Annotated in this window: 20 protein-coding genes, 1 pseudogene and 1 riboswitch; of the genes and pseudogenes, 14 read left to right on the forward strand and 7 right to left on the reverse strand. The window is 72.6% G+C overall.

Going from position 1 to position 24,192, the window contains the following annotated elements:
* A pseudogene (locus AC1DE0_RS21000) lies at nucleotides 1–258 on the forward strand (HNH endonuclease signature motif containing protein); the annotation flags it as partial.
* A gap of 251 nt (nucleotides 259–509) precedes the next feature.
* Here the strand turns inward: AC1DE0_RS21000 and AC1DE0_RS21005 are convergent.
* Nucleotides 510–962 carry a hypothetical protein gene (locus tag AC1DE0_RS21005; RefSeq protein WP_478105315.1) on the reverse strand — a complete coding sequence of 151 codons (453 nt, stop codon included), beginning with the start codon at nucleotides 960–962 and terminating at the stop codon, nucleotides 510–512.
* 9 nt (nucleotides 963–971) lie between these two features.
* Nucleotides 972–2,417 (reverse strand): ADP-ribosylglycohydrolase family protein, encoded by a 1,446-nt coding sequence (locus AC1DE0_RS21010; protein WP_478105317.1) that lies wholly within the window; start codon nucleotides 2,415–2,417, stop codon nucleotides 972–974.
* 127 nt (nucleotides 2,418–2,544) lie between these two features.
* On the opposite strand from AC1DE0_RS21010, the gene AC1DE0_RS21015 reads away from it, so the two are divergent.
* From AC1DE0_RS21015 to AC1DE0_RS21025, 3 genes are read left to right on the forward strand one after another with little or no spacing between them, the layout of a single operon-like run.
* A complete protein-coding gene (locus AC1DE0_RS21015; RefSeq protein ID WP_478105319.1) occupies nucleotides 2,545–2,907 on the forward strand; it encodes a hypothetical protein in 363 nt (120 codons plus the stop codon).
* Nucleotides 2,900–3,463: a hypothetical protein gene (locus AC1DE0_RS21020; RefSeq protein WP_478105321.1), complete on the forward strand. Its 564-nt coding sequence runs from the start codon at nucleotides 2,900–2,902 to the stop codon at nucleotides 3,461–3,463. Before AC1DE0_RS21015 ends, AC1DE0_RS21020 begins: the two co-directional genes overlap by 8 nt.
* Before the next feature lie 24 nt (nucleotides 3,464–3,487).
* Entirely contained in the window at nucleotides 3,488–4,762 is a 1,275-nt protein-coding gene (locus AC1DE0_RS21025; RefSeq protein WP_478105323.1) for a lipid II:glycine glycyltransferase FemX, read from the forward strand.
* Nucleotides 4,763–4,787: 25 nt separating this feature from the next.
* On the opposite strand, the gene AC1DE0_RS21030 is transcribed toward AC1DE0_RS21025, so the two are convergent.
* The 3 genes from AC1DE0_RS21030 to AC1DE0_RS21040 all read right to left on the reverse strand — a co-directional run bounded on the left by AC1DE0_RS21030 (nucleotide 4,788) and on the right by AC1DE0_RS21040 (nucleotide 7,431).
* Entirely contained in the window at nucleotides 4,788–5,768 is a 981-nt protein-coding gene (locus tag AC1DE0_RS21030) for a hypothetical protein (RefSeq protein ID WP_478105325.1), read from the reverse strand.
* Between the two features lie 87 nt (nucleotides 5,769–5,855).
* Nucleotides 5,856–6,674, reverse strand: coding sequence for a hypothetical protein (locus AC1DE0_RS21035; RefSeq protein ID WP_478105327.1), 819 nt, complete (start codon nucleotides 6,672–6,674; stop codon nucleotides 5,856–5,858).
* A gap of 115 nt (nucleotides 6,675–6,789) precedes the next feature.
* Nucleotides 6,790–7,431 (reverse strand): DUF4232 domain-containing protein, encoded by a 642-nt coding sequence (locus tag AC1DE0_RS21040; RefSeq protein ID WP_478105328.1) that lies wholly within the window; start codon nucleotides 7,429–7,431, stop codon nucleotides 6,790–6,792.
* A 158-nt stretch (nucleotides 7,432–7,589) separates the two neighbouring features.
* Here AC1DE0_RS21040 and hrpA point away from each other — a divergent pair, with 158 nt between their 5' ends.
* The 5 genes from hrpA (at nucleotide 7,590) to AC1DE0_RS21065 (ending at nucleotide 15,789) form a co-directional block, all read left to right on the forward strand.
* Nucleotides 7,590–11,603 (forward strand): ATP-dependent RNA helicase HrpA, encoded by a 4,014-nt coding sequence (gene hrpA / locus AC1DE0_RS21045; RefSeq protein ID WP_478105330.1) that lies wholly within the window; start codon nucleotides 7,590–7,592, stop codon nucleotides 11,601–11,603.
* A gap of 45 nt (nucleotides 11,604–11,648) precedes the next feature.
* The gene (locus AC1DE0_RS21050) at nucleotides 11,649–12,512 is read left to right on the forward strand and encodes an alpha/beta fold hydrolase (RefSeq protein ID WP_478105332.1); all 864 of its coding nucleotides are present in this window, start codon (nucleotides 11,649–11,651) and stop codon (nucleotides 12,510–12,512) included.
* Complete coding sequence (locus AC1DE0_RS21055; protein WP_478105334.1) at nucleotides 12,509–13,915, forward strand: FAD-binding oxidoreductase; 1,407 nt, start codon at nucleotides 12,509–12,511, stop codon at nucleotides 13,913–13,915. The genes AC1DE0_RS21050 and AC1DE0_RS21055 overlap by 4 nt, the downstream gene beginning before the upstream one ends.
* Before the next feature lie 16 nt (nucleotides 13,916–13,931).
* A complete protein-coding gene (locus AC1DE0_RS21060) occupies nucleotides 13,932–14,720 on the forward strand; it encodes an alpha/beta fold hydrolase (RefSeq protein WP_478105336.1) in 789 nt (262 codons plus the stop codon).
* A 121-nt stretch (nucleotides 14,721–14,841) separates the two neighbouring features.
* Entirely contained in the window at nucleotides 14,842–15,789 is a 948-nt protein-coding gene (locus tag AC1DE0_RS21065) for a proteasome assembly chaperone family protein (protein WP_478105338.1), read from the forward strand.
* Between the two features lie 246 nt (nucleotides 15,790–16,035).
* Here AC1DE0_RS21065 and AC1DE0_RS21070 read toward each other — a convergent pair whose 3' ends face one another.
* Both AC1DE0_RS21070 and AC1DE0_RS21075 read right to left on the reverse strand, forming a co-directional pair.
* A complete protein-coding gene (locus AC1DE0_RS21070) occupies nucleotides 16,036–17,793 on the reverse strand; it encodes a DNA polymerase (RefSeq protein WP_478105340.1) in 1,758 nt (585 codons plus the stop codon).
* Nucleotides 17,786–18,970, reverse strand: a complete 1,185-nt coding sequence (locus AC1DE0_RS21075; RefSeq protein ID WP_478105342.1) for a MalY/PatB family protein — start codon at nucleotides 18,968–18,970, stop codon at nucleotides 17,786–17,788. Before AC1DE0_RS21075 ends, AC1DE0_RS21070 begins: the two co-directional genes overlap by 8 nt.
* Before the next feature lie 197 nt (nucleotides 18,971–19,167).
* On the opposite strand from AC1DE0_RS21075, the gene AC1DE0_RS21080 reads away from it, so the two are divergent.
* From AC1DE0_RS21080 to AC1DE0_RS21100, 5 genes are all read left to right on the forward strand, one after another.
* The gene (locus AC1DE0_RS21080; RefSeq protein WP_478105434.1) at nucleotides 19,168–19,917 is read left to right on the forward strand and encodes an EcsC family protein; all 750 of its coding nucleotides are present in this window, start codon (nucleotides 19,168–19,170) and stop codon (nucleotides 19,915–19,917) included.
* A 94-nt stretch (nucleotides 19,918–20,011) separates the two neighbouring features.
* Complete coding sequence (locus AC1DE0_RS21085; RefSeq protein ID WP_478105344.1) at nucleotides 20,012–20,647, forward strand: YkvA family protein; 636 nt, start codon at nucleotides 20,012–20,014, stop codon at nucleotides 20,645–20,647.
* Nucleotides 20,648–20,779: 132 nt separating this feature from the next.
* The gene (locus tag AC1DE0_RS21090) at nucleotides 20,780–22,090 is read left to right on the forward strand and encodes a DUF4192 domain-containing protein (RefSeq protein WP_478105346.1); all 1,311 of its coding nucleotides are present in this window, start codon (nucleotides 20,780–20,782) and stop codon (nucleotides 22,088–22,090) included.
* 110 nt (nucleotides 22,091–22,200) lie between these two features.
* Nucleotides 22,201–22,315: riboswitch (SAM riboswitch) on the forward strand.
* A 15-nt stretch (nucleotides 22,316–22,330) separates the two neighbouring features.
* The gene (gene metX / locus AC1DE0_RS21095) at nucleotides 22,331–23,587 is read left to right on the forward strand and encodes a homoserine O-acetyltransferase MetX (protein ID WP_478105348.1); all 1,257 of its coding nucleotides are present in this window, start codon (nucleotides 22,331–22,333) and stop codon (nucleotides 23,585–23,587) included.
* Nucleotides 23,588–23,734: 147 nt separating this feature from the next.
* Nucleotides 23,735–24,133, forward strand: a complete 399-nt coding sequence (locus AC1DE0_RS21100) for a universal stress protein (RefSeq protein ID WP_478105350.1) — start codon at nucleotides 23,735–23,737, stop codon at nucleotides 24,131–24,133.
* Nucleotides 24,134–24,192: the final 59 nt, after the last annotated feature.

The raw sequence follows: 24,192 nt of genomic DNA on the forward strand, positions 1-24,192 counted from the left end.
CACGTCCCCGCGACCCGGTGCGACCTCGACCACGAGATCCCGTGGCCGGCCGGCGAGACCACGGTGACGAACTGTTACGCCAAGGAACGCCGCCACCACAACGTCAAGACCCACGGCATCTGGACCAGCACCCCCGTCGCCGACGACGGCCTCGAGTGGACCACCCTCACCGGCCGCAGCTACACCACCTACCCCACGAACTGGCGCGAAGGCGTCGACCCACCGGGTTCGGGGGCCGCCCGACCCTCTTATGGCTGAACACGATCCGTCAGAGGATCCACCACCACCACCGGCCGCACGCGACGACCGCCTGCCGCCGTTCTGAGCCGTGCCGAGGCCGACCGTTCCCGCTCCGACTTCGCAGCGGAGCACATGCCAGGCCGCGTGCCCGACAGCCTTCGACCGAGAACGTGCGGCCGCACTGGTGGAGTGGCTTGTCTCGGCCATCTACCGCCTGACCGGCCCTGCTTTGCACCGCAAGGCGAGGTTCGCGTGCCGGAAGGGCCCGACTAACGATGAGGGAGCGTCGCGAGATCGGCCTCGACCACGGCACGGTCGTCGGCATCGGTGACCGAGGCCAGCGCCTCACGCGCGAGCGCCTCGAATCGATCGGCTGCCTCGTGGTCACCGGCGACGGCCGCGGCCCGCGCCGACGCCTCGAACGCTGCGGCGAGGTCCCAGTCGTCCACGTCGCCGCCACGCGCGATCGAGACGTAGCGCGCCGCGTGGCGGGCCGAGGCGTCCGGCAGGCCGAGCACCGCGTGGACCCGTGAGACGAGCCAGTGGCCCCGCCCGAGGTTGGCCGCCCGAACCTGCGGCACCTGGCTCCAGTGGTACAGCGACGCGTAGGCGCGAGCCAGCATCGCGTCGTCGTCCTCAGGAGACCGGTCGTCGCGGTCGAGCAGCTCCCAGGTCGCGTTGAAGAGGTCCGCACCCAGTTGGCGGTGGTCGAGGTCGCTCATGGAGGCAACCTAGGCGCCGTGGGCGGCCACGTGCCAGAGGCGACCCTCGCCGCGGATGCCCGGAAGGGCGTCGCGGATCGAGCGCTCGGCGAGCTCGGGGGCGACCCCGAGGTCGACGGCATACCGCAGGGCGACGGCAGGCGTGCGCTGGCTGCCGAGGCGGCAGTGCACGAGCACGCGCTTGCCCTCGGCCCGGAACTGCCGCAGGGCGGACGAGGCATCGTCGAGGACGAAGTCGAGGTGCGGGTTGGAGTCCTCGTGCTCGCCGTCGTTGATCCAGAACTCGATGTGGTCGCGTGCGGTCATGCCCTCGGCCGGGATGTCGTCCAGCCCGAGCGGACACAGCGACACGATGGCCTGCACCCCGAGGTCGCGCACCCGGTCGAGATCGCTGATCGTGCCCAGCACGATGTCGGGGTCGATGGGGTGCGGGATGCCGAGGGCGGGGATGTCAGGGTCGGCCATGGACTCGACGGATGGCCAGACACCGGGTCGTCGGCCACCCAGCGACACGGACACGGCGAGCTCGACGAGGTCGTGGGCGCGCAGCCCCGGCCAGCCGTGCACCATGCGACGCCACTGGGTGGGCACCGCCGACGCGCCGTAGCGAGCACCGAGGAGCGAGCCCGCGATCGCGGCCACCGTGTCGGTGTCGTGGCCGGCCCGCACGGCGGCCTGCAGCCCGCGCTGCAGGTGCATCGCCGAACCGTCGCCGCGGTCTGTCGTGGTGATGGCGGCCCAGGCGTCCTGCAGCGCCGTCACCGTGAAGCCGTTGTTGCCGAACTGGCCGGGCTCGGCCCCGGTGGCAGCCTCGATCCAGTCTCCCCACTTGCCGACGTTGGCAGCGCAGACGAGGTCGAGGCCCGCCGTGAGATCGAGGCGACCTTCGGTGACGGCGACCCTGATGGCCTCCGACCACAGCACGGCTGAGTCTCCGGCGAGCGGGTCGGTGTGGGTGAGCAGGGCGATGGCACGAGCCGCCCGGGCCGTGGCCTGTCGGTCGTCCAGCGCCGACAGCCCGACGATCGGGGTGCGCATGAGGGCGCCGTTGCCCGCGGTGAGACCCGTGCGGGCGTGGAGCGCTTCGCTGGCCGCGGTGAGGCGCTCGTGCGGTGAGCCCTGCAGCGACTTCGCCTCTGTCAGCACTGCGTGCGTCTGCACGCCGACGTCGGTAGCGCCGCCGTCGAGCCACGCGGTGAACGCGTCCGCCACCGCATCCAGTGCCTGGGCGGACGTGAGGTCGAGTCCCGCTGCAGCGACGCGGGCGACGCAGAGCGTCATCTGGGTGTCGTCGCTCCACTCACCCGGGTCGTAGGGCCCGAGGCCGCCACCCTTCATGACCGCCTCGCCGACCGGAGGGGCTGCCATCTCGTAGGGCACGCCGAGCGCGTCGCCGCAGGCCTCTCCGAGCAGCACGCCGGCGGCACGGTCCATGGCGAGGGGCCGGATCGACACGGTCTCTCCTCGAGGGTTTGGCCGCATGTCGGTCGCGGCGGTGGGTGGCTCGTCGAGAGAAAACTACCCGGCGCCCCTCGCCCGACCGGCTGCCGGGCCGCAGCCGCGTACGCCGTAGGCTTCTCGCGTGCTCCAACCCCTGACCGTCGTGCTGCTCGTCGCATGCGGGGTGCTCGGCCTGCTGGCCGCCCACCACCTCATCCGCGGCCGCCTCGTCGACGACCCGCTCGTCCTCGTCGGCGCCGCCCTCGAGCTGGCCCTGCTCGTCCAGCTCGTCGTCGGCCTGAGCAAGGCCTCGGCCATCGGCGACGGGGCCGAGCGCGCCACGTTCATTGCCTACCTCTTCACCGTGCTGCTCGTCGTGCCGGCCGTGGTGGTCATCGCCATCAAGGAGAAGACCCAGTGGGCGATGGGCGTCGTCCTCGGCGGCGCCCTCGTCGTCGCGATCCTCGTGGCTCGACTGCAGCAGGTCTGGACCCTCAATGTCTGAGCCGCACGCGACCCCTGCCCAGAACCCCGAGCACCACCCGGCCGACCCCGACCGGCCGCACACCGGCCACGGGTTCGGGCGCCTGCTGGTGGCCGTCTACGGGCTGCTCGCCCTCGCGGCGACCGGGCGCTCGATCCTGCAGATCACCGAGTACTTCGACCGGGCACCTGTGCCGTTCCTGCTCTCGGCGCTCGCCGCCCTGATCTACCTCGTCGCCACCATCGGCCTCGCTCGCGGCAACCGGGCCTCCGTGCGAGTGGCAACCATCGCCCTCACCGTCGAGCTGCTCGGCGTGCTCGTCGTGGGCACGTGGTCCCAGTTCAGGCCCGAGGCCTTCCCCGAGAAGACGGTTTGGTCGCACTTCGGCGAGGGCTACGGCTACGTCCCCCTGCTGCTGCCGATCATTGGCCTCTGGTGGATCCGTCGCACGGCCCGCGCGACCGTTGCCTCTGACGCCGTGGCCACCACGGCGGCCGAGGCCGCTGAGCCCGTCGACCCCACCGCGCACGAGCACGGCGACCCGACCGGCACCGACCCCGCGCGGTCTGCGGACTGACGCCGCGCCGATAGGGTTGCGGCCATGACTGAGCAGACCCCTGCCCCCGCGCCGACCTCCGCGCCGACCGCGGACGCCCCGTCCGTGACGGCGTCCGTCACCGGCCCGCTGACGGTCCGCGAGATCAGCGCCGACGAGGCTGTCGACACGCTCCTCGAGCTCGGCGGCAGCTTCCTGCAGACCCCGGCGTGGGGTCGCGCCAAGCAGGGCTGGCGTCGGACCCACCTCGGCTGGTTCGACGCCAACGGAGCCCGGGTCGGGGCCGGCCTGGTGCTCTCCCGCACCATCCCGCGGCTGTCGCGCTCGTACGCGTACCTGCCCGAGGGCCCCGGCCTGCCGTGGGACGTCGTCGCCGGCGACCCCGCCCGGTGGCTCGACCCGCTCGTCGCGTGGGCCAAGGGCCGCAAGGCCTTCGCGCTTCGCCTCGGCTACCCCGTCGTCTCGCGCATCTGGGACCGCGAGCCCGTGAAGAAGCAGGTCGTGGACAACGGCCTGCTCAGCTTCAAGGACCTTCCCGCGGCCGTCGACAACCCGACGGCGCGCACGCTCGAGGCGTGGCTCGACCGCAACGGCTGGCTGCCCCTCGGCGCCGACGGCGTGGCCGTCGGCCAGCCCCGGCTGCTCTGCGTCGTCGACCTTCGCGGACGCACCGAGGCCGAGCTGCTCAAGGGCATGAACCAGCAGTGGCGCCGCAACGTCAAGAAGGCCGAGAAGGCAGGCGTGCAGGTGCGCGCTGTCGGCCCGGAGGGTCTCGACACCTTCCACGACCTCTACGTCGAGTCGGCGCAGCGCGACAACTTCCTGCCGCGCCCCAAGGCGTACTTCGACGCGATGGCCCGCGCCTTCGACTCCGAGGGTGCCGGCACCACCGGCGACGAGCCACGTGTCTCAGCCCGCTTCTACGAGGCGCACATCGACGGCGACGTGCTCGCCTCGGCTCTGATGATCCGCTTCGGGCGCACGTTCTCCTACCTCTACGGCGGGTCGACCGAGCGCAACCGCGACGCCCGCGCCTCGAATGCCCTGCAGTGGCAGGCGATGCGCGATGCGGCCTCGGCGGGCTGCGACGCCTACGACTTCCGTGGCTTCAACACCTCTCTCGGTGCCACGAGCCCGCTCACCGGGCTGTTGCTCTTCAAGCTCGGTGCGGGCGCCGACGTGGTCGAGATGGTGGGGGAGCGCGAGCTCGTCATCAGCCGCTTCTGGCACTTCGCCTTCGCGCAGGCCATGGCCGCCCGGATCGCGATCAACAAGCGCCGCAAGGCCGCCCGGGCCAGCGCCGACGCCGCAGACGTCTGACGAGACGCGACGCCGGCGGAGTGACTCAGCGACGCTGAATGTCGTAGTACGGGCTGATGTAGCAGTTTGCGTAGCCGCGACCCTGCTGCGAGGTGACGACGATGCCGTCGACGAGGATGCGGCACGACACCGCGCCACGGTCACCCGACCCCGTCGGGTCGTAGAGGCGCACCCGGAGGCTGTAGTAGTCGTTGCTCGACACGTTCTTGGCGATCGGCGTCTCGAAGGCGAGCGGCGCGCTGTGGACGGGGTAGTCGTAGCGGGTGTGCCGGGCGTCGGAGAGGGACACCTCGACGCGCGCGCCACCTGCGGCATACGACTCGAAGCGGATCGTCTTAGCGTCGGTGGGAATCGGGGTCACGGGGATGTCGGGCACCTGGACGACCGGCGGCGGGGCCGTCTGGGCCGAACGCGTCGACGTGGGCGACGGCGGCCGCGGCGCGGGCGGTGACGTCGCACCCGGGCCAGCTGGCAGGGACACGGAACGCGGGGGGACGGTCACCGGTCGTGTGACGGTGGGGCGGACGCGGGTCGCACCCGCGGTCGCGCGGGCCACGGGGTCGAGCCCGTCGCCGAGGCTCGACACCGCCCAGACGCCGGCCGGGACGAGCAGCCCGGCGGCGATGGCGACGACATGCCAGACCTGCAGACGGCCGCCGAGCAGGCGAGTCGCGCGACCGCCGCCGAGCCGGGTCAGGTCCAGCGTCCGGGCGTTCGGCGTCGTCGGCGAGCCGGGCTGTGGCGGCACCTGGCCGGGGGGTTGTGCCCCGGCGCGCTGGGGCACCCAGCTGGGCTCGGTCGGCGTCTCCCGCCCGAAGACCGTGTCGTATGCCGGCGCCCCCGCAGGTGCGCCTTGCCGGGGGGAGTCGTCGGGTCCGTCAGGCAGGTCGTCGGGGGTCGCGGAGTGCACAGCCGGCACCGTGCCCGGCGCATCCGCGGCGGCCTCACCGGTGGTGTCGCGTGTCGGGTCGGGATGGTCGTCTGGTCCCGGTGGCTGGTCTGACATCGGATTCCCCTGTCTGGCGTTCAGGTCTGGTGATGGGTCGCAAGGCTGTACTACGGCATGCGCGCCGGTCTCGTGGCCGACGCCGTGTCACATCTCGGGCGAGCAGGTGACCGTGGCGCCCCCGGTGCTGATGGCCACCAGCCGGTCGCCGGCGAACACGCGGCACTGCAGCAGGCCCGCTCCGGACACGACGTCGGCGGTCACGTGAAGGCGCGACGGCCGCTCGTTCAGGTGCACGGTTGCGGCAAAGGGGAGGGTCATGGACGACGTGTCGATGGCGAAGTCGTCGGCAAAGGTCTGGACCAGGACCTCGGCCAGAGGGCCGGCATCGGCAGCGGGGAGGCTCACCACCTCGACGCGCAGCGCGGTGGCGCCGACGGGCACGGCCACGGTCTTGGACTTGCTCGGATAAGCCGGGAGAACCCCTGACGTGTCGAGCGACAGCTCGACCGCCACAGGGTCGACCGACATCGGGTCGGCCCCCATCGGGATCTCACCTCCCATGGGCGACTCGATGCTGGTGCCGTTGTCGCCCGTGTAGTCGTACTGGTCGTGCGAGCCGCTGGAGAAGAAGGCGAGCGCCATCGGCACCAGGACGAGTGCCGCGAGCACCTTCGCCCCGGTGGACCCGCTGGTCCTGCGGGCAGGCTGGTACGGGCGGTTCGGCGGCGTGGTCAGGATCGAGCCGGGTCCCACGTCCCGCTGCCAGGTGCCCGTCGACGAGGCGGAGGAGGCCGGCGAGGTGCTCTCGACCGGAAGCGGGGCCCAGGCCTCCGGTGGGAGGCTCGCAGCGAAGGCACCAGTCGTAGCAGCACGACGGTCGCCGGCGCGCTCGTCGGGGAAGGCGACGTGGTGGTCGTGCTGGGGGTCCGGGAGCTCCGGACGATGGGTGTCGGGGTCGGACAACGCTGCCTCGTTTCGGGATGGGACCACGGTAGGTCCTGCGGCCCACGGTTTGCCGCACATCAGACCGCGCGCGTGGTCCCGGCGTTCCCGTGCCCCGGTGCCTCCCTTGCCGGAGTCAGTCGGCTCCCGGCCGCCAGCCGCCGACCCGCACCTCGGTGCCGTCCACGATGTCGACGGGCGACGTCGGGTCGAGCTGCACCACGGCCGGCGTCGATCCGGCCGTGACCACGAGCCAGAGGATGGCCACGCGTTCGACCCCGGCCGCGGCGAGGTCGCCTCGCCACCCCAGGTCCGCGTGGGCGGTGCCTCCCGGACCGAGCGGCACGGTCTGCGCCTCGGAGCCCTCGCCGGTGAGCCGACGAGGCGGGTTGGTGAACGCGGTGCCGGCAGTTCCGCGCGCCACGACGGTCGCATAGCCGGCGAGCACGCACGGCACCCGGCTGTGGTTCGTGACCCGTACGCGCATCTGCCGGTAGCCGAGCGCGGGCTCCACCGGACTCGCGACGACATCGAGCTGACCGGGCGAGCAGGGTCCGTCGGGGAAGACCGGCTCGGCGGGGTCGACGGGCGTCGACGAACCGGTGCCCGGCACGGAGAGGGGTGGTTCGGTGGGCACCGCCTGGCTGGTCGGCGTCGACGTCGGGGCGTCCGAGGTCGGTGTCGGCGGAGGAGCCGGCGGCGCCGCGCAGCCGAGGAGCAGGCCGGCAGCCACGGTCACGGCGGCACCGACGAGGGACTGGGTCATGCTGGAGGGCACGACCGCCACGCTAGGCGAGAGAGGGCCGTTCCTGCCGCCCGAGCGGGCCTCACCAGCAGACCTTCACCGCTCCGTCACACGCTGACCACGACGGCACCCGGGCCGGAGCACCGATATCCGTTCGGAGGCACGGACCCGGCACGCCTATCCTGTCGGTCATGTCCCAGGAGCCTGCGAACGCGACCGCGCGTTCGCGGACACCTCGGCGCCGCGGCCGACGCCGGCCTGCCGGGTCCGACGCCGCGCCCGCGCAGCCGCATGGCCAGACCTCCGAGCAGCCGCCGGAGCGTGAACGGCCGGCTCACACCGGTCGTCGCAGACCTGCCCAGCGGGACCTGACGCCCGAGCAGCGGGAAGCACGGCGGGCCGCTCGGGCGGCGACGGTGCCGCCGATCACCTATCCCGAGCACCTGCCCGTCGTCGACCGGCGCGACGACATCGCCGCAGCGATCCGCGACCACCAGGTCGTCGTCATCGCGGGCGAGACCGGCTCGGGCAAGACGACCCAGATCCCGAAGATCTGCCTCGAGCTGGGGCGCGGGCTCGAGGGGGTCATCGGCCACACGCAACCGCGGCGCATCGCCGCCCGCGCCGTCGCCGAGCGCCTGTCGGACGAGCTCGGCGTCGAGCTCGGCACCGCCGTCGGCTACCAGGTGCGGTTCACCGACCAGAGCAGCCGCGACACGCTCGTCAAGGTCATGACCGACGGCATCCTGCTCGCCGAGATGCAGCGTGACCGCGAGCTGCGCCGCTACGACACGATCATCATCGACGAGGCGCACGAGCGCAGCCTCAACATCGACTTCATCCTCGGCTACCTCAAGCAGCTGCTGCCGCGCCGTCCCGACCTCAAGGTCGTCATCACGTCGGCGACGATCGACCCCGAGAAGTTCGCCGAGCACTTCGCCGACCCGACCACGGGGGAGCCGGCCCCGATCATCGAGGTGTCGGGCCGCACCTTCCCTGTGGAGCTGCGCTACCGCCCGCTCGTCGACCCCGACCGTCCCGGCGACGACGAGCGAGACATGGTCACCGGCGTCTGCGAGGCCGTCGAGGAGCTGTGGACCGAGCGGCACGGCGGCACGAGCAGCGACATCCTCGTCTTCTTCTCGGGCGAGCGTGAGATCCGCGACGCGGCCGACGCCCTCAACGGCATGAAGCTGCCCGTCACGGAGGTGGTGCCCCTCTACGGACGACTCTCCGCGGCCGAGCAGCACCGGGTCTTCGCCTCGCACACGGGGCGCCGGATCGTCTTGGCCACCAACGTCGCCGAGACGTCGCTGACCGTCCCGGGCATCCGCTACGTCATCGACACCGGCACGGCGCGGATCAGCCGCTACAGCCAGCGCACCAAGGTCCAGCGGCTGCCGATCGAGCCGATCAGCCAGGCCTCCGCGAACCAGCGCAGCGGTCGGTGTGGGCGCGTCTCCGACGGCATCGCGATCCGGCTCTACTCCGAGGACGACTTCGACAGCCGCCCCGAGTTCACCGACCCCGAGATCCTGCGCACCAACCTCGCCTCGGTCATCCTCCAGATGACGAGCCTCGGGCTCGGCGACATCGCGCGGTTCCCGTTCGTCGACCCGCCCGACTCGCGCCAGATCGCTGACGGCGTCAGGCTGCTCGAGGAGCTGCAGGCCTTCGCGCCGGAGGACGACACCCAGCCGACCGGTCGGGGCCGTAGGCGTCCGGGACGCCGCCTCACGGCATACGGCCGCACCATCGCGACGCTGCCCATCGACCCGCGCCACGCGCGCATGGTGGTCGAGGCCGACAAACGTGGGGTGCTCCGTGAGGTGCTCGTCATCGTCGCCGCCCTGTCGATCCAGGACCCGCGCGAGCGGCCGCAGGAGAAGCAGGAGCTCGCCAACGCCTCGCACAAGCGGTTCGCCGACGAGACGAGCGACTTCATCAGCTGGCTCAACCTCTGGGCGTACGTCAAGGAACAGCAGAAAGCCTTGAGCTCCAGCGCATTCCGCCGCATGTGCAAGGCCGAGTTCCTCCACTACCTCCGCGTGCGCGAGTGGCAGGACCTCCACACCCAGGTCAAGCAGGCGGCCAAGCAGGCCGGCCTCGACGTCAGCCGCGGCAGCGTCCACGGCGAGGTCGACGCCGACGCCGTGCACCAGTCGCTCCTCGCCGGGCTCCTCTCGCACGTGGGCGTCCGTGACGAGCAGAAGCGCGAGTATGCCGGCGCGCGGGGTGCGCGCTTCGGCATCAGTCCCGGGTCGGCCCTGTTCCGCAAGCAGCCGCAGTTCGTGATGGCCGAGGAGCTCGTCGAGACGACGCGCCTGTGGGCCCGGATGAACGCGCGCATCGACCCGGTGTGGGCCGAGCAGCTCGGCGACCACCTCGTGAAGCGGCAGTACTCCGAGCCCCGCTGGTCGGGGCGCCGCGGCTCGGCGGTGGCGACCGAGCGGGTCACCCTCTACGGCGTGCCGCTCGTCGTCGGCCGCCTCGTCGGGCTCGGTCGCATCGACCCCGAGCTGGCGCGCGACCTGTTCATCCGGCACGCCCTCGTCGAGGGGGACTGGCACACCGAGCACGCCTTCCTGCGCGCCAACGCCGCCCTCGTCGAGCGTCTGGCCGAGCTCGAGGCGCGCACCCGACGCCGTGACATCGTCGTCGACGACAGCACCCTGGTCGCCTTCTACGACAAGCGGATCCCCGCCGAAGTGGTGTCAGGACGCCATTTCGACACGTGGTGGAAGAAGGCCCGGCGCGAGACGCCCGACCTGCTCACGTTCACCGAGGAGCTGCTGCTCCGCGAGACGGCCGGAAGCCTCGCCGACGACGACCACCCGACCACCTGGACCCAAGGGGAGAACGTCCTGCCGGTCACGTACCAGTTCGAGCCCGGCTCCGCCCAGGACGGCGTGACGGTCCACATCCCCGTCGACCGGCTGAACCAGGTCACGGTCGAGGGCTTCGACTGGCAGGTCCCCGGCTTCCGCGAAGAGCTCGTCACGGCCCTGATCCGCAGTCTCCCCAAGGGGATCCGCCGAAACCTCGTGCCTGCGCCCGACCACGCCCGTGCCGTCCTGCCCGAGCTCGACCCGTCGAGCGGCCCGTTGCTCCCCGCCCTCGCGACGGTGCTGCGCCGACGTGCCGGCGTCGCGGTGGGGCCCCACGACTTCGAGGTCGAGAGGGTCCCCGCCCACCTCCAGGTGACCTTCCAGGTCGACGGTCCCGACGGACGAGCCGTGGCCACCGGAAAGGACCTCGAGGCCGTGCGCGAGGTCGCGACCCCACAGCTGCGGAGGCAGGTGAGCCGTGCTGGCTCCGGCATCGAACGCGCCGGACTGACCCAGTTCCCCGACGACGGGGTCGCTCCCTCGTTCGAGAGCTCGAGCGGCATCCAGGGCTTCCCCGCGCTCGTCGACACCGGCACGGCCGTCGACCTGCGAGTGCTGCCCAGCCGCGCCGAGGCCGACGCCGAGCACCGCCTCGGGGTGCGGCGCCTGCTGCTCCTCGGCATCACCCCGCCGTGGAAGCAGATCCTCGCGCGGCTGACCAACACCCAGAAGCTCGCGCTCGGCCACAACCCGCACGGCAGCGTGCCCGCACTGCTCGACGACTGCCTGGCCGCGGCGATCGACGCAATCCGCGACGACGCGGTGACCGACCGCGACGACCACACGGTGCGTTCGCGCGAGGACTTCGAGTGGGCCCTCTCAGCGGTCCGCACGCACACGAGTGCAAAGGTCGTGCAGGTCGTCGGCCTCGTCGAGCCGATCCTCGCCAAGCACCTCGCCCTGACGAACCGCCTCGCCGAGCTCGACCGCTCGAGCAGCCCGGCCATCCGTCCGATGCTCGCCGACGTGCGCGCCCAGCTGCGTGAGCTCGTGCGCCCCGGCTTCGTCGCCGACACCGGCCTGCGCCGGCTGCCGGACCTCGACCGCTACCTGAGGGCGATCTCGCACCGTCTCGACAAGGCGCCGGCCAACCTCGCCCGCGACGCCCAGTCCCTCGAGCAGGTCGACCTCGTGGAGGGCCGCTACGCCGACCTGCTCGACTCGCTGCGTCCGACGCAGCGCGGCGCGGCCGACGTCGTCGACATCGGCTGGATGATCGAGGAGCTGCGGGTCTCGCTCTTCGCGCAGACGGTCGGCACGGCATACAGCGTGTCGCCGCAGCGGATCCTCAAGGCCATCGCGAAGGTCGGCGCCTGACCGTCGTCCACGCCTGCCGCCGCGCCCATGGTTACGGTGGGTTCCATGAGGACGCAGTCTGATCCACGCCCCACCGCGGTCCGGACGGTGGCGGTCCCGGGTGGTGACCTCGCCTACGAGGTGCTCGACGGCGACACCCGACCGGTCCTCGCCGTCCACGGCATCAGCAGCCACCGGCGTCTGTGGTCATGGCTGCACGCCGCAGCGCCGGACCTCTCCCTCGTGGCCCCGGACCTCCGCGGTCGCGCCGACAGCGTCGACGTGCCCGGGCCGTGGGGCGTCGCCCGGCACGCCGACGACCTCGCGCTCCTGCTCGACGCCGAAGGCCTCGACAGCGTGCCGGTGCTCGGCATGTCGATGGGTGGCTTCGTGGCCGTGGCCCTCGCCGATCGGCACCCTGACCGCGTCGAGAGCCTCGTCCTCGTCGACGGCGGCTTCCCGATGACGCCGCCCCCGGGGCTCACGCGCGAGAACGTCGCCGTCGCCTTCGCCGACAGGGTCGGTCGGCTCGAGCGGCGCTGGGACTCGGTCGACGACCTCCTCGACTACTTCACCGCGACGACCGCACCCCTGCTCGACCGCGACGACCCGCTGCTGCGCCACTACCTCGAGCACGACCTCCGCGACGGCCGGGTGCGCCTCTCCGGAGACGCGCTCGTCGGGGACGCGACCGACATCTTCTTCGGCGAGGGCGTATGGCAGCGGGTGCCCCAGCCGATCCGCTTCCTGCGCGCCGAGTGGAGCGTGGGCCGCGACACACCGCCCGCGTATGCCGCCGCCGACCTCGAGCGCTACGCCGCGGTCACCGAGCGCACCGTCGCGCTCGACGGCGTCGACCACGCGGCGGCGATCATGAGCCCACGCGGGGCTGCCGCGACTGCAGACCTCGTCCGGGAGGCCCTCGCATGACCACCACTGCAGTGCCGTCCGCCGTCCTCGCCGAGGCGCTGGCCCGCGAGATCGCGAGCGACCGCATCGTCGTCGACCCCGACGTCATCGCCGCCGTCTCCGCCGACGACGCCGAGTGGGCGCCGGTCGGGCGGGCGGCCGTCGCCCTGCGCCCGCGCACCGAGGCCGAGGTCTCCCACGCCGTCACGGTCTGCGCCGAGCTCGGGGTCCCCGTCGTCCCGCGTGGTGCCGGCACCGGCCTGTCAGGCGGCGCCAACGCCGTCGACGGCTGCCTCGTGCTCGACCTCTCCCGGATGAACGAGATCCTCGAGATCGATGCCGACAACCTCGTCTGCCGGGTGCAGCCGGGCGTCGTCAACGACGACCTCAAGGCGGCAGTCGCCGAGCACGGCCTCTGGTACCCGCCCGACCCGGCCAGCGCGCCGTGGTCGACCATCGGCGGCAACGTCGCGACCAACGCCGGCGGTCTCTGCTGCGTCAAGTACGGCGTGACGCGCGACTACGTCCTCGGGATGCGGGCAGTCGTCGGGGGACCGGCCGGCTACGGCAGCGTCGTCCGCTACGGGCGGCGCACCGCCAAGGGCGTTGCCGGCTACGACATGACTGCCCTCATGGTCGGTTCCGAGGGCACGCTGGGTGTCATCACCGAGGTGACCCTCCGGCTGCGCCCCGCGCTGCGCGGCACGCCACGCACCGTCGTCGGTGCCTTCTCGAGCCTCGTCGACGCCGGCCGGGCCGTGGCCTCGGTGACGCGGCGCGGGCTCACGCCGTCAGCGCTCGAGCTGCTCGACCGCGAGTGCCTCCGTGCCGTCGAGGACTGGAAGCACCTCGGCATCGAGGCCGACGCCGAGGCCCTGCTCCTCGCCCGCGTCGACAGCCCGGGCGACGGCGGCGCGACGGAGGCCCAAGCCGTCGTCGACGCCTTCGAGGAGGGCGACCCGCTGTGGGCCGTCGTCTCGGGCGACGACGCCGAGGCCGAGACCCTCTTCGCCGCGCGACGCCTCGCCTACCCGGCCCTGGAGCGCCTCGGCCCGGTGCTCACCGAGGACGTCTGCGTGCCGCGGTCGACCGTGCCCGAGATGCTCGGCCGGCTCGTGGAGATCTCCGGTCGCCACGGCGTCCGGATGGCGACGATCGCGCACGCGGGCGACGGCAACCTCCACCCGCTGCTGCTCACCCCGGCCGGCGACGACGCCGCTCGCGACGCAGCCCGGGCCGCGTTCGAGGAGATGCTCGACGCCGCCATCGGGCTCGGCGGCACGGTGACCGGCGAGCACGGAGTCGGTCTGCTCAAGCGTGACGGCATGCGCCGCGAGGTCGACCCGCTTTCGCTGCGCATGCAGGAGGCGGTCAAGGCCGCCCTCGACCCGCTCGGCATCTTCAACCCCGGAAAGGTGCTCTGACACGACCATCCCCGGAGTGCGCGACCTCGACCCCGTGCAGCTGCCAGACGGGCGGACTCTCGCCGTGACCCAGGTGGGCGACCCCACCGGGCGCCCCGCCTTCTACCTCCACGGCACGGGCTCCTCCCGTCTCGAGACCCACCTGTATGCCGCCGCTGCCGCCGAGCACGGTCTCCGGCTCATCGGCTGGGACCGCCCGGGCAGCGGGCAGTCGCCCGCCCAACCGGGCCGCACCGTCCGCGACGTCGTCGACGACGCCCGTGCCGTCGCCGCCTCGCTCGGGGTCGAGTCGGCCGCCGTGGTCGGCCTCTCGGGCGGCGGCAGCCACGTGCTCGCCCTGACCGCCCTGGGCGACGGGCTCGTGCGACGTGGCATCGCGATCAACCCGGGGCCGCCGTCCGACCCCGAGGTGCTCGCCGTCCTGCCCGACCAGGCCGCGAGGCTCATCGGGCTGGCGCGCACCCGTCCGGGCCTGTGCCGCCGGCAGCTCGACCCGAGCGACGCCGCAGTGCTCGAGCGCCCGGACGTCCGGCCGGTCATGGAGGCGGCCGCCCTCGAGGGAGGCGTGCAGCCCCACGCGTGGCGCACCGAGGCGCTCATCCTGTGGCAGCAGCCGTGGGAGGTGCCGCTCGACCGGTTTCCCGTGCCGCTGCACGTCTATGTCGGGGCCGACGACCCGTTCCGGCCGTTCGGCGAGGGCCTCGGCCGCGGCGGGGCGCACGTGCACGTCTTCCCCGGTGGGCACGTCTCCGGCTTCGTGCCGGAGGTCATGAGTCCGGTGATGGCGCTCGCCGCCCGCGAGTGAGGCGAGCCCGAGCATTCCTCGCAGACCCGGCCACACGGCATACGTCCTCGGTGATCATGGGGAATCATGGGTGGTAGCGGGACGTTGGACGTGAGGACCGCGTACGACGAAAGGCCACACCGTGCAGGACCCGACCGAGCTCTTCCAGTTCGAGAGCGACACCTCGCCGAGCATGCTCCAGGAGCTGCAGGCGTCCGTGCTCGTCGTCGCCCTCGGCGGATTCATCGACGCCGGCCACACGCAGCGTCTGATGGCCGACCACATCCTCGAGACCCACGAGTCGCGCGTCATCGCCTCCTTCGACGTCGACCAGATGCTCGACTACCGCGGCCGCCGGCCCGTCATGGTCTTCGACCGTGACCACTGGACGAGCTACGACGACCCGAGCCTGCTGCTGCATCGCGTCGTCGACAAGGAGGGTGTGCCCTTCCTGCTGCTCGTCGGGCCCGAGCCCGACTACCAGTGGAACCGCATGGTCGAGGCCACCACCCACCTGATCAAGGCCTTCGGCGTCGACCTCACCGTCAGCGTCCACGGCATCCCCATGGCCGTGCCGCACACCCGCCCGCTCGGCGTGACCGCCCACGGCACCAACCCGCGGCTCATCGTCGGCAACGACCCGGCGTTCGGTCAGGTGCAGGTGCCCGCGAGCTTCTCGTCGCTGCTCGAGTTCCGTCTCGGTGAGTCCGGCCGCGACGCCATCGGCTTCGCGGTGCACGTGCCGCACTACCTCGGCCAGAGCGAGTTCGCCGACGCCGCCGTGATCGGCCTCGAGCGCGTGCGCGCCGCGACCGGTCTCGACCTCGACCTGCGTGAGCTCGCCGCGACGGCAGGACTCAACCGCGCCGAGATCACGCGGCAGATGGAGGAGAGCGACGAGATCACGGCCGTCGTCCGGGCGCTCGAGCAGCAGTACGACACGTTCCTCGAGGGCCGCCAGCAGCGCAGCCTGCTCGCCACCGACCTCTCCGACCTCCCGACGGCCGACGAGATCGGCGCCGAGTTCGAGGCCTTCCTCAAGGACGTCACGGACGACGACTCCGACGAGCCGGGCGACACCCCCGTCTGACCGCCTCCCAGCGTCGGTTCTCGCCGGTCGCGGAGCGCAGCGGCGCTCGCGGCGTGGAGCGTTGGCGGCCCCTACCAGGGCAACCTTCGATGGCGTATGCCGTTGGCCGCCGCCGATGCCGCTCAAACCACCGCGCCCCGCTCCCTCTCGGTCGAGTGCGCAGTTTCCGACGGGCTTCCTCGGGTCGAGTGCTCAGTTCCCGACGCTCCGCCCCTTGGTCGAGTGCTCAGTTTCCGACGCACGAGGTCAGGCCTTGGCTTCGCTCCAGCGACGGACGACGGAGGTGTCGGCGACGAAGCGGACCTCGTCGGTGCCGGCCCACGTGCGGGCCGCGCTGACCAGCGTCTGCTGGACCGCGTGAGCGGCGGCGTCGGCGTGCCGCTCGGGCACGTGCACGAGCAGCTCGTCGTGGAGGCAGAGGACGATCTGACCGTCCAGTGGGCGTACGGCGTGACGCACGGTCGCGGCCCACGCCTTGAAGAGCTCTGCCGCGGATCCCTGGATGACGGCGTTGCGGGCATAGCGGCCCCGCGCCCCGTCGGCGCCCGTCGCTGAGAACTCACCGGCGCCCGGCGATCCGGCGGCGACGTCCTCTGCCTGGGCGCCCGCGACAGGGGCGCTGCCGAAGCGGATCAGTCGGCCGCCCCACGTGCGAACCGGTCGGCGGGCGACACCGTCGGCGTACGCCTGGTCCAGCAGGCCCATGGCCACCGGGTAGGCGCGCTCGAGGTCCTTGAGAGCCTCGCCTGCCGCGCCGGAGCGCTGGCCGTACATCGCGGCGAGCACCGCGATCTTGGCCTTGGGCCGGTCGGCGCCGAGCTTCGCCGCGACGGGCGCGTAGAGGTCGTCGGCGCGGGTCGCCTCGGCGAAGGCCCGGTCGGCGCTGACGACCGCGAGCACGCGCGGCTCGATCTGGCCGAGGTCGGCCCGGACGAAGACGTGCCCCGGCGCGGCGCAGATGGCCGGGCGCAGGGGGGCGGGCAGGTTGTGCAGACCGTTCTGGGCCGTCATCCGGCCGGCGGCGCCGTCGCACGCCGTCCAGCCGCCCCGCAGCCGGTCGTCGGGGCCGACGTGCTCGTCGAGCCACCGGTAGCCGTAGGTGGTCGCGATGCGTTCGTCCTTGCGCCAGCGCAGGAGCGCGTCGACGAGAGGGTGCGTGTGGCGGTACGGCTCGAGCACCCACGCGCGCGTGTTGGGCACGTCGACGCCCACCGACAGCAACAGCTCTCGCACCTGCCCGGGGTTGCGCAGGTCGGTGCCCTCGCGTCCGCGGGCGTGGTGCAGCACCACGGCGTCGCGCCCGGCCCGGATCTCGGCCGCGTGGGCGTCGTCGTGGGCCCGCGGGCCTGCAGAGGCCGCGATGAGGTCCTCGGCGGCAGGGCGGTCGACCGGCAGGCCGTCGCGCTCGAGCTCGAGGCAGAGCACGGCCGCCGCCGACTCGGACCAGACGGTGCGTTCGAGCCTGGGGGCGTGCTCGCCGCCGATACGGTCCAGTGCCTCGCGCTGGCCGCGCTGGCACTCGAGGGCGAGCTGCGCCAGCTCGCGCAGCCGGGCGTCGTCGCCGGCCCGGGTGATCGCGTCGGCAAGCAGGTGGCCGTCCGCTGTGAAGAGAGACACGTCGTCGCCGGCCGCGAGGTCGAACAGGTCGCCGTCGAAGCCGCTGAGCCGGGGCGCCCGAGGGGCCGGCACCTGCGACTCGTCGAGTCCGCGGCACCCGGCGACGATGTGGCCGGGGGTGGCCCACCACCCCCCATGGATGATCCGGTGTGCCTCGGCGAGGTCCCACGTGCGGTTGACCTCGACGCCCGATGCGAGGACGCCACGCAGGGCAGCCGCCGCCGACCAGACGACCCAGCGGGGCGCCAACCGCGCGCTGGTGTCGACGAACCGCTGCGTCGCCTCGGCGAGCGGCCACGGCTCGTCGACACCCGGCCCGACGGCATACGCACCCGACGGCCCCAGCACGAGCGCGACCAAGGGCGCGCCGGAAGCCTTGTCAGCCAACGGAGCTCGCGATGCGCTGGACGGCCTCTCGGAGGATCTCGGGTGAGGTGCCGTAGTTGAGCCGCGCCCAGGTGCTGCTGCCGGGGCCGAAGATCGGGCCGGGGGAGAGGGCGACACGAGAGCGCCGGAGCAGCTCGAGCGCCGGGTCGGGGCCGAGGCCGAGCCCCTCGAGGTCGAGCCAGGCGAGGAACGTCGCCTCCGGCAGGACGAAGCGGACGCCCGGGAGGTGCTCGGCGACGAGGGCAGCGAGCAGGCGCCGGTTGGCGTCCAGCTCGGCGACGAGCCGGTGCAGCCAGTCGCGCCCGTCGCCATAGGCGGCTGTCTGGGCGATCACGCCGAGCTGGCTCGCACCGTAGGTCAGGAAGGGGTGCAGGCGCCGGAGGCCGTCGACGGCGTCGGTGCCAGGCACGATCACGGCGGCCTTGAGCCCAGCCAGGTTCCAGGTCTTCGAAGCGGACGTCACGGCGAAGCCGCGCTCGGTGCCAGGGACGGTGAGGTAAGGCACGAAGGTGCTGGTGGGCATGACGAGCGGCCCGTGGACCTCGTCCGAGACGACGCGCACGCCGTGGGCGTCGGCCAGTTCGGCAAGGGCCGCCAGCTCGTCAGCCGTGTGGACCGTGCCTGTCGGGTTGTGCGGGTTGGAGAGCAGGTATGCCGCCCGCTCGCCAGCCCCTGTCAGCTCACCGAAAACCGTTGCGAGACTGTCGAGGTCGAGTCGGTGCCCCGCGGTGAGCGGAGCCTCGACGACACGGCGACCGGACGCCTCGATCACCTCGAAGAAGGCGTTGTAGGCCGGCACGCTGGTCACCACCGGCCCACCCGGGTCTGTGAAGAGGCGCAGCAGGTGCGTGACGCCCGTGAGCACGTCGGCGACGCCCACCACTGAGGCGCTGTCGAGGTGCCAGCCCCACTCCGCGGCCGCGAACTCCGTGAAGGCCTCGACGTAGGAGTCGGTCATGGCATAGCCCGTGTCACCACGCCTGACGGCTGCCGTGACGGCCTCGACGACGGGCGTGCACGGGGCGGCGTCCATCTCCGCGATCCACATCGGGATGACGTCGTCGGGGTATCGGCCCCACTTGACCGAGGTGCGCTCGCGGCGCAGCTGCGCCAGCGGGACCGACAGGATCGGCGGCTCGGCGCCCGGCCGCTGGAGCTCGTCGCACGTCTCACCCATGGGTTGACCCTACGAGACGGGACCGACGACGGTCGGACCGCCGCCTCTCTGGTGGTGACGCGGCGACCGTGGGTAGGGAAGTGGCAGGCAACGGCATCCGACGACGTCATCGCCGACCCGTCCGGCATACGGTGTCGTGGGCGGGTCCGTCGGGCCGCACACAGAGTCGTTCGAGTGAAGGAGTGGAGCCCGTGGGCATGTTCGGTTGGGGCAAGAGCGAGACCGTGGAGGCGTCGGACGCCACCGCCAGGCGGGTCCGCGACGCCAAGAACGCCGGGGCCCTCGAGCGCGCTGCCCAACCGGCCGTGGGCGGGCTCACCGGCGCCGCCACCCGGCTCGTCGAGCGCCTGCTGGATGTCGGCATCGACGGGAGGGGTCCGTTCGACTCGGCGCACAAGGTCGCCGCGAAGGCCCTCGAGCAGGCCCGCGGCGACCGCGACCAGGCCTTGCGCGTGCTGATGCGCGACCACCGCCAGCTCGGAGCCGTCGGCGGTTTCACGACTGGACTCGGTGGGTTCTTCACCATGCCGATCTCGTTGCCCGCCAACATCCTCGAGTTCTACCTGCTGGGCACGCGCCTGACGGCAGCCACCGCGAAGGTGCGCGGCTATGACATCGACCAGCCGGAGATCCGTTCGGCGGTCCTGCTCACCCTGGCGGGGGCCGACAGCGACGACCTGTTGAAGAAGGCAGGCCTGCAGGCCGCGGGTGGCAAGCTGTCCTCGCTCGCGTTCGAACGTCTCCCCGCACCCGCGCTGATGGTCCTCAACAAGGCCGTCGGCTTCCGGCTGCTGGGCCGCATCGGTCAGGGCACATTCGCGAAGCTCGGGCGCGCGGTGCCCCTCGTCGGCGGCCTGATCGGCGCCGGGGTCGACGTCTACATGCTCGGGCGCATCGGCAAGCAGGCGGCCAAGGAGTTCCCGCCCGTCGAGACCTTCGGCCGTTGAGCGGCCGCACCCGCGCGAGCAGAGCGCACATCACTGTTTCGCAACACCGCCGGTGCGGGGGAATCGCCTCGGTGACCCGCTCGTTGGGCCGAGCATGAAGACCGCGTCCCGCATCAAGATGGCCGCGACCGTCGCGTCGGTCGTGCGCGCTTCCACACGGCCCGGTGCTCCTGGCATCGCGCAGCGGGCACAGGCAGTGCCGCGCCTCGTCCGGTTCACCCTCGACGGGACGTATGCCGGAACCACCCTGCGCCGCCTCGGCCTCGTCGCCGCAGCGGTCGCGTACGTCGTGTCTCCCGTCGACCTGCTGCCCGAGGCGGTGCTCCCCGTGCTGGGCGCGGCCGACGACGCCGTCGTCATCACGTGGGCCATCAAGGTCTTCCTCGAGGAGACCGACCGTTTCATCGCGTGGGAGGTCGGGCAGGGTCTCCACCCGCCGCGCGCACCGCAGGGAGCCGACGTGCGCGTCTGGGCGGGCGGCGCCAGCGACGGGATGCGCCGCGACCGCGACACCACGGGCGCTGCGGCGCCGGGACGCATCGCCGGCCACGTCAGCCGACTGCGTGGGGGGAGTCGCCGCGGTTCGGGCTCCGACGGGTCTGCTGCGGGCGCCTTCGGCGCGTCGCCCACCGGGCCCGGCCGGTCCGACCGTGCCGGCCTGCCCGAGGGTGTGCGCCAGGCTGCGACCGACTACGTCCTCGAGTCGGTGCGCAAGCGCCTGGAGCGCTGACCTCCGAGCCTGCGGCTCTTCCAGCCCGTGTGCGGGTGGGGGCGATCCACACCCCTTCGCACCGAACGCCCTTGGTCCACAGGCCTGCTCAGGGGCCTGTCGGCGTGTGGCCGGCGCGGCCACGCTCGACCCATGCCGAAGATCTCATTGTCAGGGCCAGCCGAGCTGCTGACCATCATCCCCTTCCACCTCGGGTTCCAGCCCGAGCGCAGCGTCGTCGTGGTGTGCTTCCACGGCAAGCGGCTGGGACTCGTGGCCCGCCAGGATGCCGTCGACCGCCCGGTCGCGGTCGAGTCCGCTGCCCAGCTGCTGCCGACCGTCCTCGACGGGGCACCCTCGTCGGTGGCGGTCGTCGGCTTCGAGGACGAGCCCGACCAGTCGCTGCCCCTCCTCGAGGAGCTCGTCCAGGGTCTCGAGCGGGCACGTGTCGTCGTGCGCGAGCGGCTGGTCGTCCGCGGCGGGAGGTGGCGCTCCGTCGGCTGCGACTGCTGCCCCGACGAGGGCTGGCTGCTGCCCGAGCAGGCAGACGTCCCGGCGGTCGCGAGCTACGTCGCCCTGGGCCACTCCGTGCTTCCCGACCGAGCCGGCTTGGCCCGACTCGTCGAGCCGCTCGACCCGGCCGCCCCGCGCCATGCGCTGACGGTTGCCGCCATCGACGACTGGCAACGGCGCTACGCCGAGGCGGGCGGTTCGATCTCGGGTTCCGTGTCGGGCTCGGCGGCTGCCCGTTCTCGCAGGTCTGGTCGGCGGCGCCGGCCAGCTGACGCCGGTCTGAGCGTCCTCGACGGCGGTGATCTGTCAGCGCGACAGTTCCTCGTCAACGACGCGCTCGTCGCCTGGAGCGGCCTGCTGCACGGCGAGATCGAAGGCTTCGGGCTGGAACACTGGCTGCCAGCCGTCGTCGGCCCCCTCCGAGACGTGGAGTTCCGAGATGCGGTCGTGGGCTGGCTCTGCCCGGGCTCGGTGTCACTGGAGTCGTTCCCCGACGAGCTGGTCGCCATGCTGGAGGTCTTCCTCGGCCCCGACCTGCGCGTCCTCTCCTCGGCGCCGTCGGCACCCTCGGCGTCGTCGCCTGCCTCTGCGCTCTCGTCCGCTGCTGTCCGCGGCGACGTGGCCGAGTGGATGGCAGACCTCGACGGTGACTCGGAGATCTGGGACGACGCGGCGGTGCCCAGCGAGCTCGACGGTGGCTGGGACGAGTGGGACGACGCGGCCGCCCCGCGCCTGCTGCTCTCGCGGCTCGAGGAGGTCTGCCGCATCACGCCGGCCGCCCACGCCGCCCCGTTGCTGTCCGTGCTCGCGTCGCTCGCGTGGTGGTGCGGTGACGGTGCCCGCGCCGGCATCGCCGCCGACCGAGCGCTCGAGCTCGAGCCCGGCCACCGACTGAGCCGGCTCGTCCGGCAGTCGCTCGACGCCGGACTCCGACCCCCGGCGTGCGCCTAGGAGGTCGCTCCGCGACCCCGAGCCCCCACTCGCGGCCCGCCGCGACGGGGCGTCCCAGGTCGTGGACCAGAGGCTCTGTTGCGGCGTGGGCCTCGGTTATGGTGGGCAAAGGTCATGAGTACCAGCGACAAGCCCCGGCTCGCTGGTCGGCAACCCTCCGTCGCGGTGGGGTGCCCCGGGTGAAGACCTGGCCGCACCCGTCGCGGGTGTGCGCAAGCGCGAACACCAGGAGTGCCTTCGATGACCGTTACGCACCGGAAGCAGAGCACGCGTCGTCTCGCGCGCCCGGTCCCGGGCTCCGACCTGGCCGGCGCGTCTCGCCCGGTCGGGCACGAACCTGCCCGCGGCGAGCCGTCCCGGCGACCGGTCCCGGACGGTGCCTGGCGCGACGGTGACCCCGTGGGCCACCGCCAGTTCGCGGACATCGGCGACGTGGAGCTCGAGCGCGGGGGAGCGGTGCCCGACGTCCGCATCGCCTACGAGACGTGGGGCAGGCTCAACGAGGCCGGAGACAACGTCATCCTCGTGGAGCACGCCCTCACCGGCGACAGCCACGTCGTCGGTGAGGCCGGCGAAGGTCATGCCTCGCCCGGCTGGTGGAACTCCCTCATCGGCGGTGGCCGCACGGTCGACCCCGACGAGTGGTTCGTCATCGCCGCCAACGTGCTCGGGGGCTGCCAGGGCAGCACCGGTCCCTCCAGCCCGGCCCCCGACGGGCAGGCCTGGGGAAGCCGGTTCCCGTACGTCACCGTGCGAGACCAGGTGGCCGCCGAGCGGGCCCTGCTCGACCACCTGGGCATTCGCCGGCTCGCGGCTGTCGTCGGCGGCTCGATGGGGGGCATGCGCGCCATCGAGTGGGCCGTCACCCATCCCGCCGACGTCGACCGGTGCATCGTCCTCGCGTCGACTGCCTACGCGACCGCCGACCAGATCGCCTGGTGCCAGCCCCAGCTGCTCGCCATCCGCAACGACCCGGACTTCGCCGGTGGCGACTACTACGCCGGCGACCGTCGGCCCGATGCGGGCCTCGGGCTCGCGCGCCGCATCGCCCACATCACCTATCGCACCGAGAGCGAGCTGGACGAGCGCTTCGGGCGCGAGGCGCAGCTGGGCGAGGACCCGCTGCGAGCGGGTGACCGGGGCAGGTTCGCCGTCGAGTCCTACCTCGACCACCATGCCGGCAAGCTCGCGCGTCGCTTCGACGCCAACTCCTACGTCGTTCTCACCGAGGCGATGAACTCGCACGACGTCGGCCGCGACCGCGGTGGTGTCACGGCGGCCCTGGCTCGCGTCGAGGCGGACTGCACCATCGTGTCCGTCGACACCGACCGGCTCTACCCGCCGCGACTGTCGGACGACCTGCACGCCGCGCTTCCGCGCTCGCGCCGCGAGCACATCACGTCGGCGTTCGGGCACGACGGCTTCCTCATCGAGGAGGACCAGGTGGGGCGCATCGTCAGTGCCGCGCTCGCCCGCGGGCGGGCCGACCGCACCTGAACCGTCCTGCGGCTCGGGGGGTTTCGCTGCGGGTCGTCGGCACTCGTCGCCGGCCTCCCCGTCGGCTCCGCGCGGCACGCGCCGTGTGACGTGATTTCGGGTACGGTGCGAGCACTGCTTGTTTCCGTCCCAAGGAGGTCCGGGAAAGTGGCCATCGTCGTTGGTTATGTCGCCACCAAAGAAGGTCGCGCGGCGCTCAAGCGAGCCGCCGAGGAATGCGTCCTGCGAGGCACGAAGCTCGTCGTCATCAGCTCCCACAGGGGAGGCAAGGACTTCGACGCCAACGAGGCGCACCAGTTCGAGACCGAGCTCGCCCGCGTGCAGGCACTCCTCGAGGAGAGGGGCCTGGAGCACGAAGTGCGCCAGCTCGTCCGCGGCAACGACCCTGCCGAGGACCTGATCTCCGTCGCCGAGGAGGAGAAGGCCGACTTCATCGTCATCGGACTTCGGCGTCGCAGCCCGGTGGGCAAGCTCATCCTCGGCTCGAACGCCCAGCGGATCCTGCTCGACGCGAGCTGCCCGGTCCTCGCCGTCAAGGGCGACTGACGCCCTTCCACCCGGCCGCGACGGCTTCGGATCACGTCCGGGGGCGTGTCCGGCGCCAC

It is taken from the genome of Terrabacter sp. 05T424, from assembly GCF_056396225.1.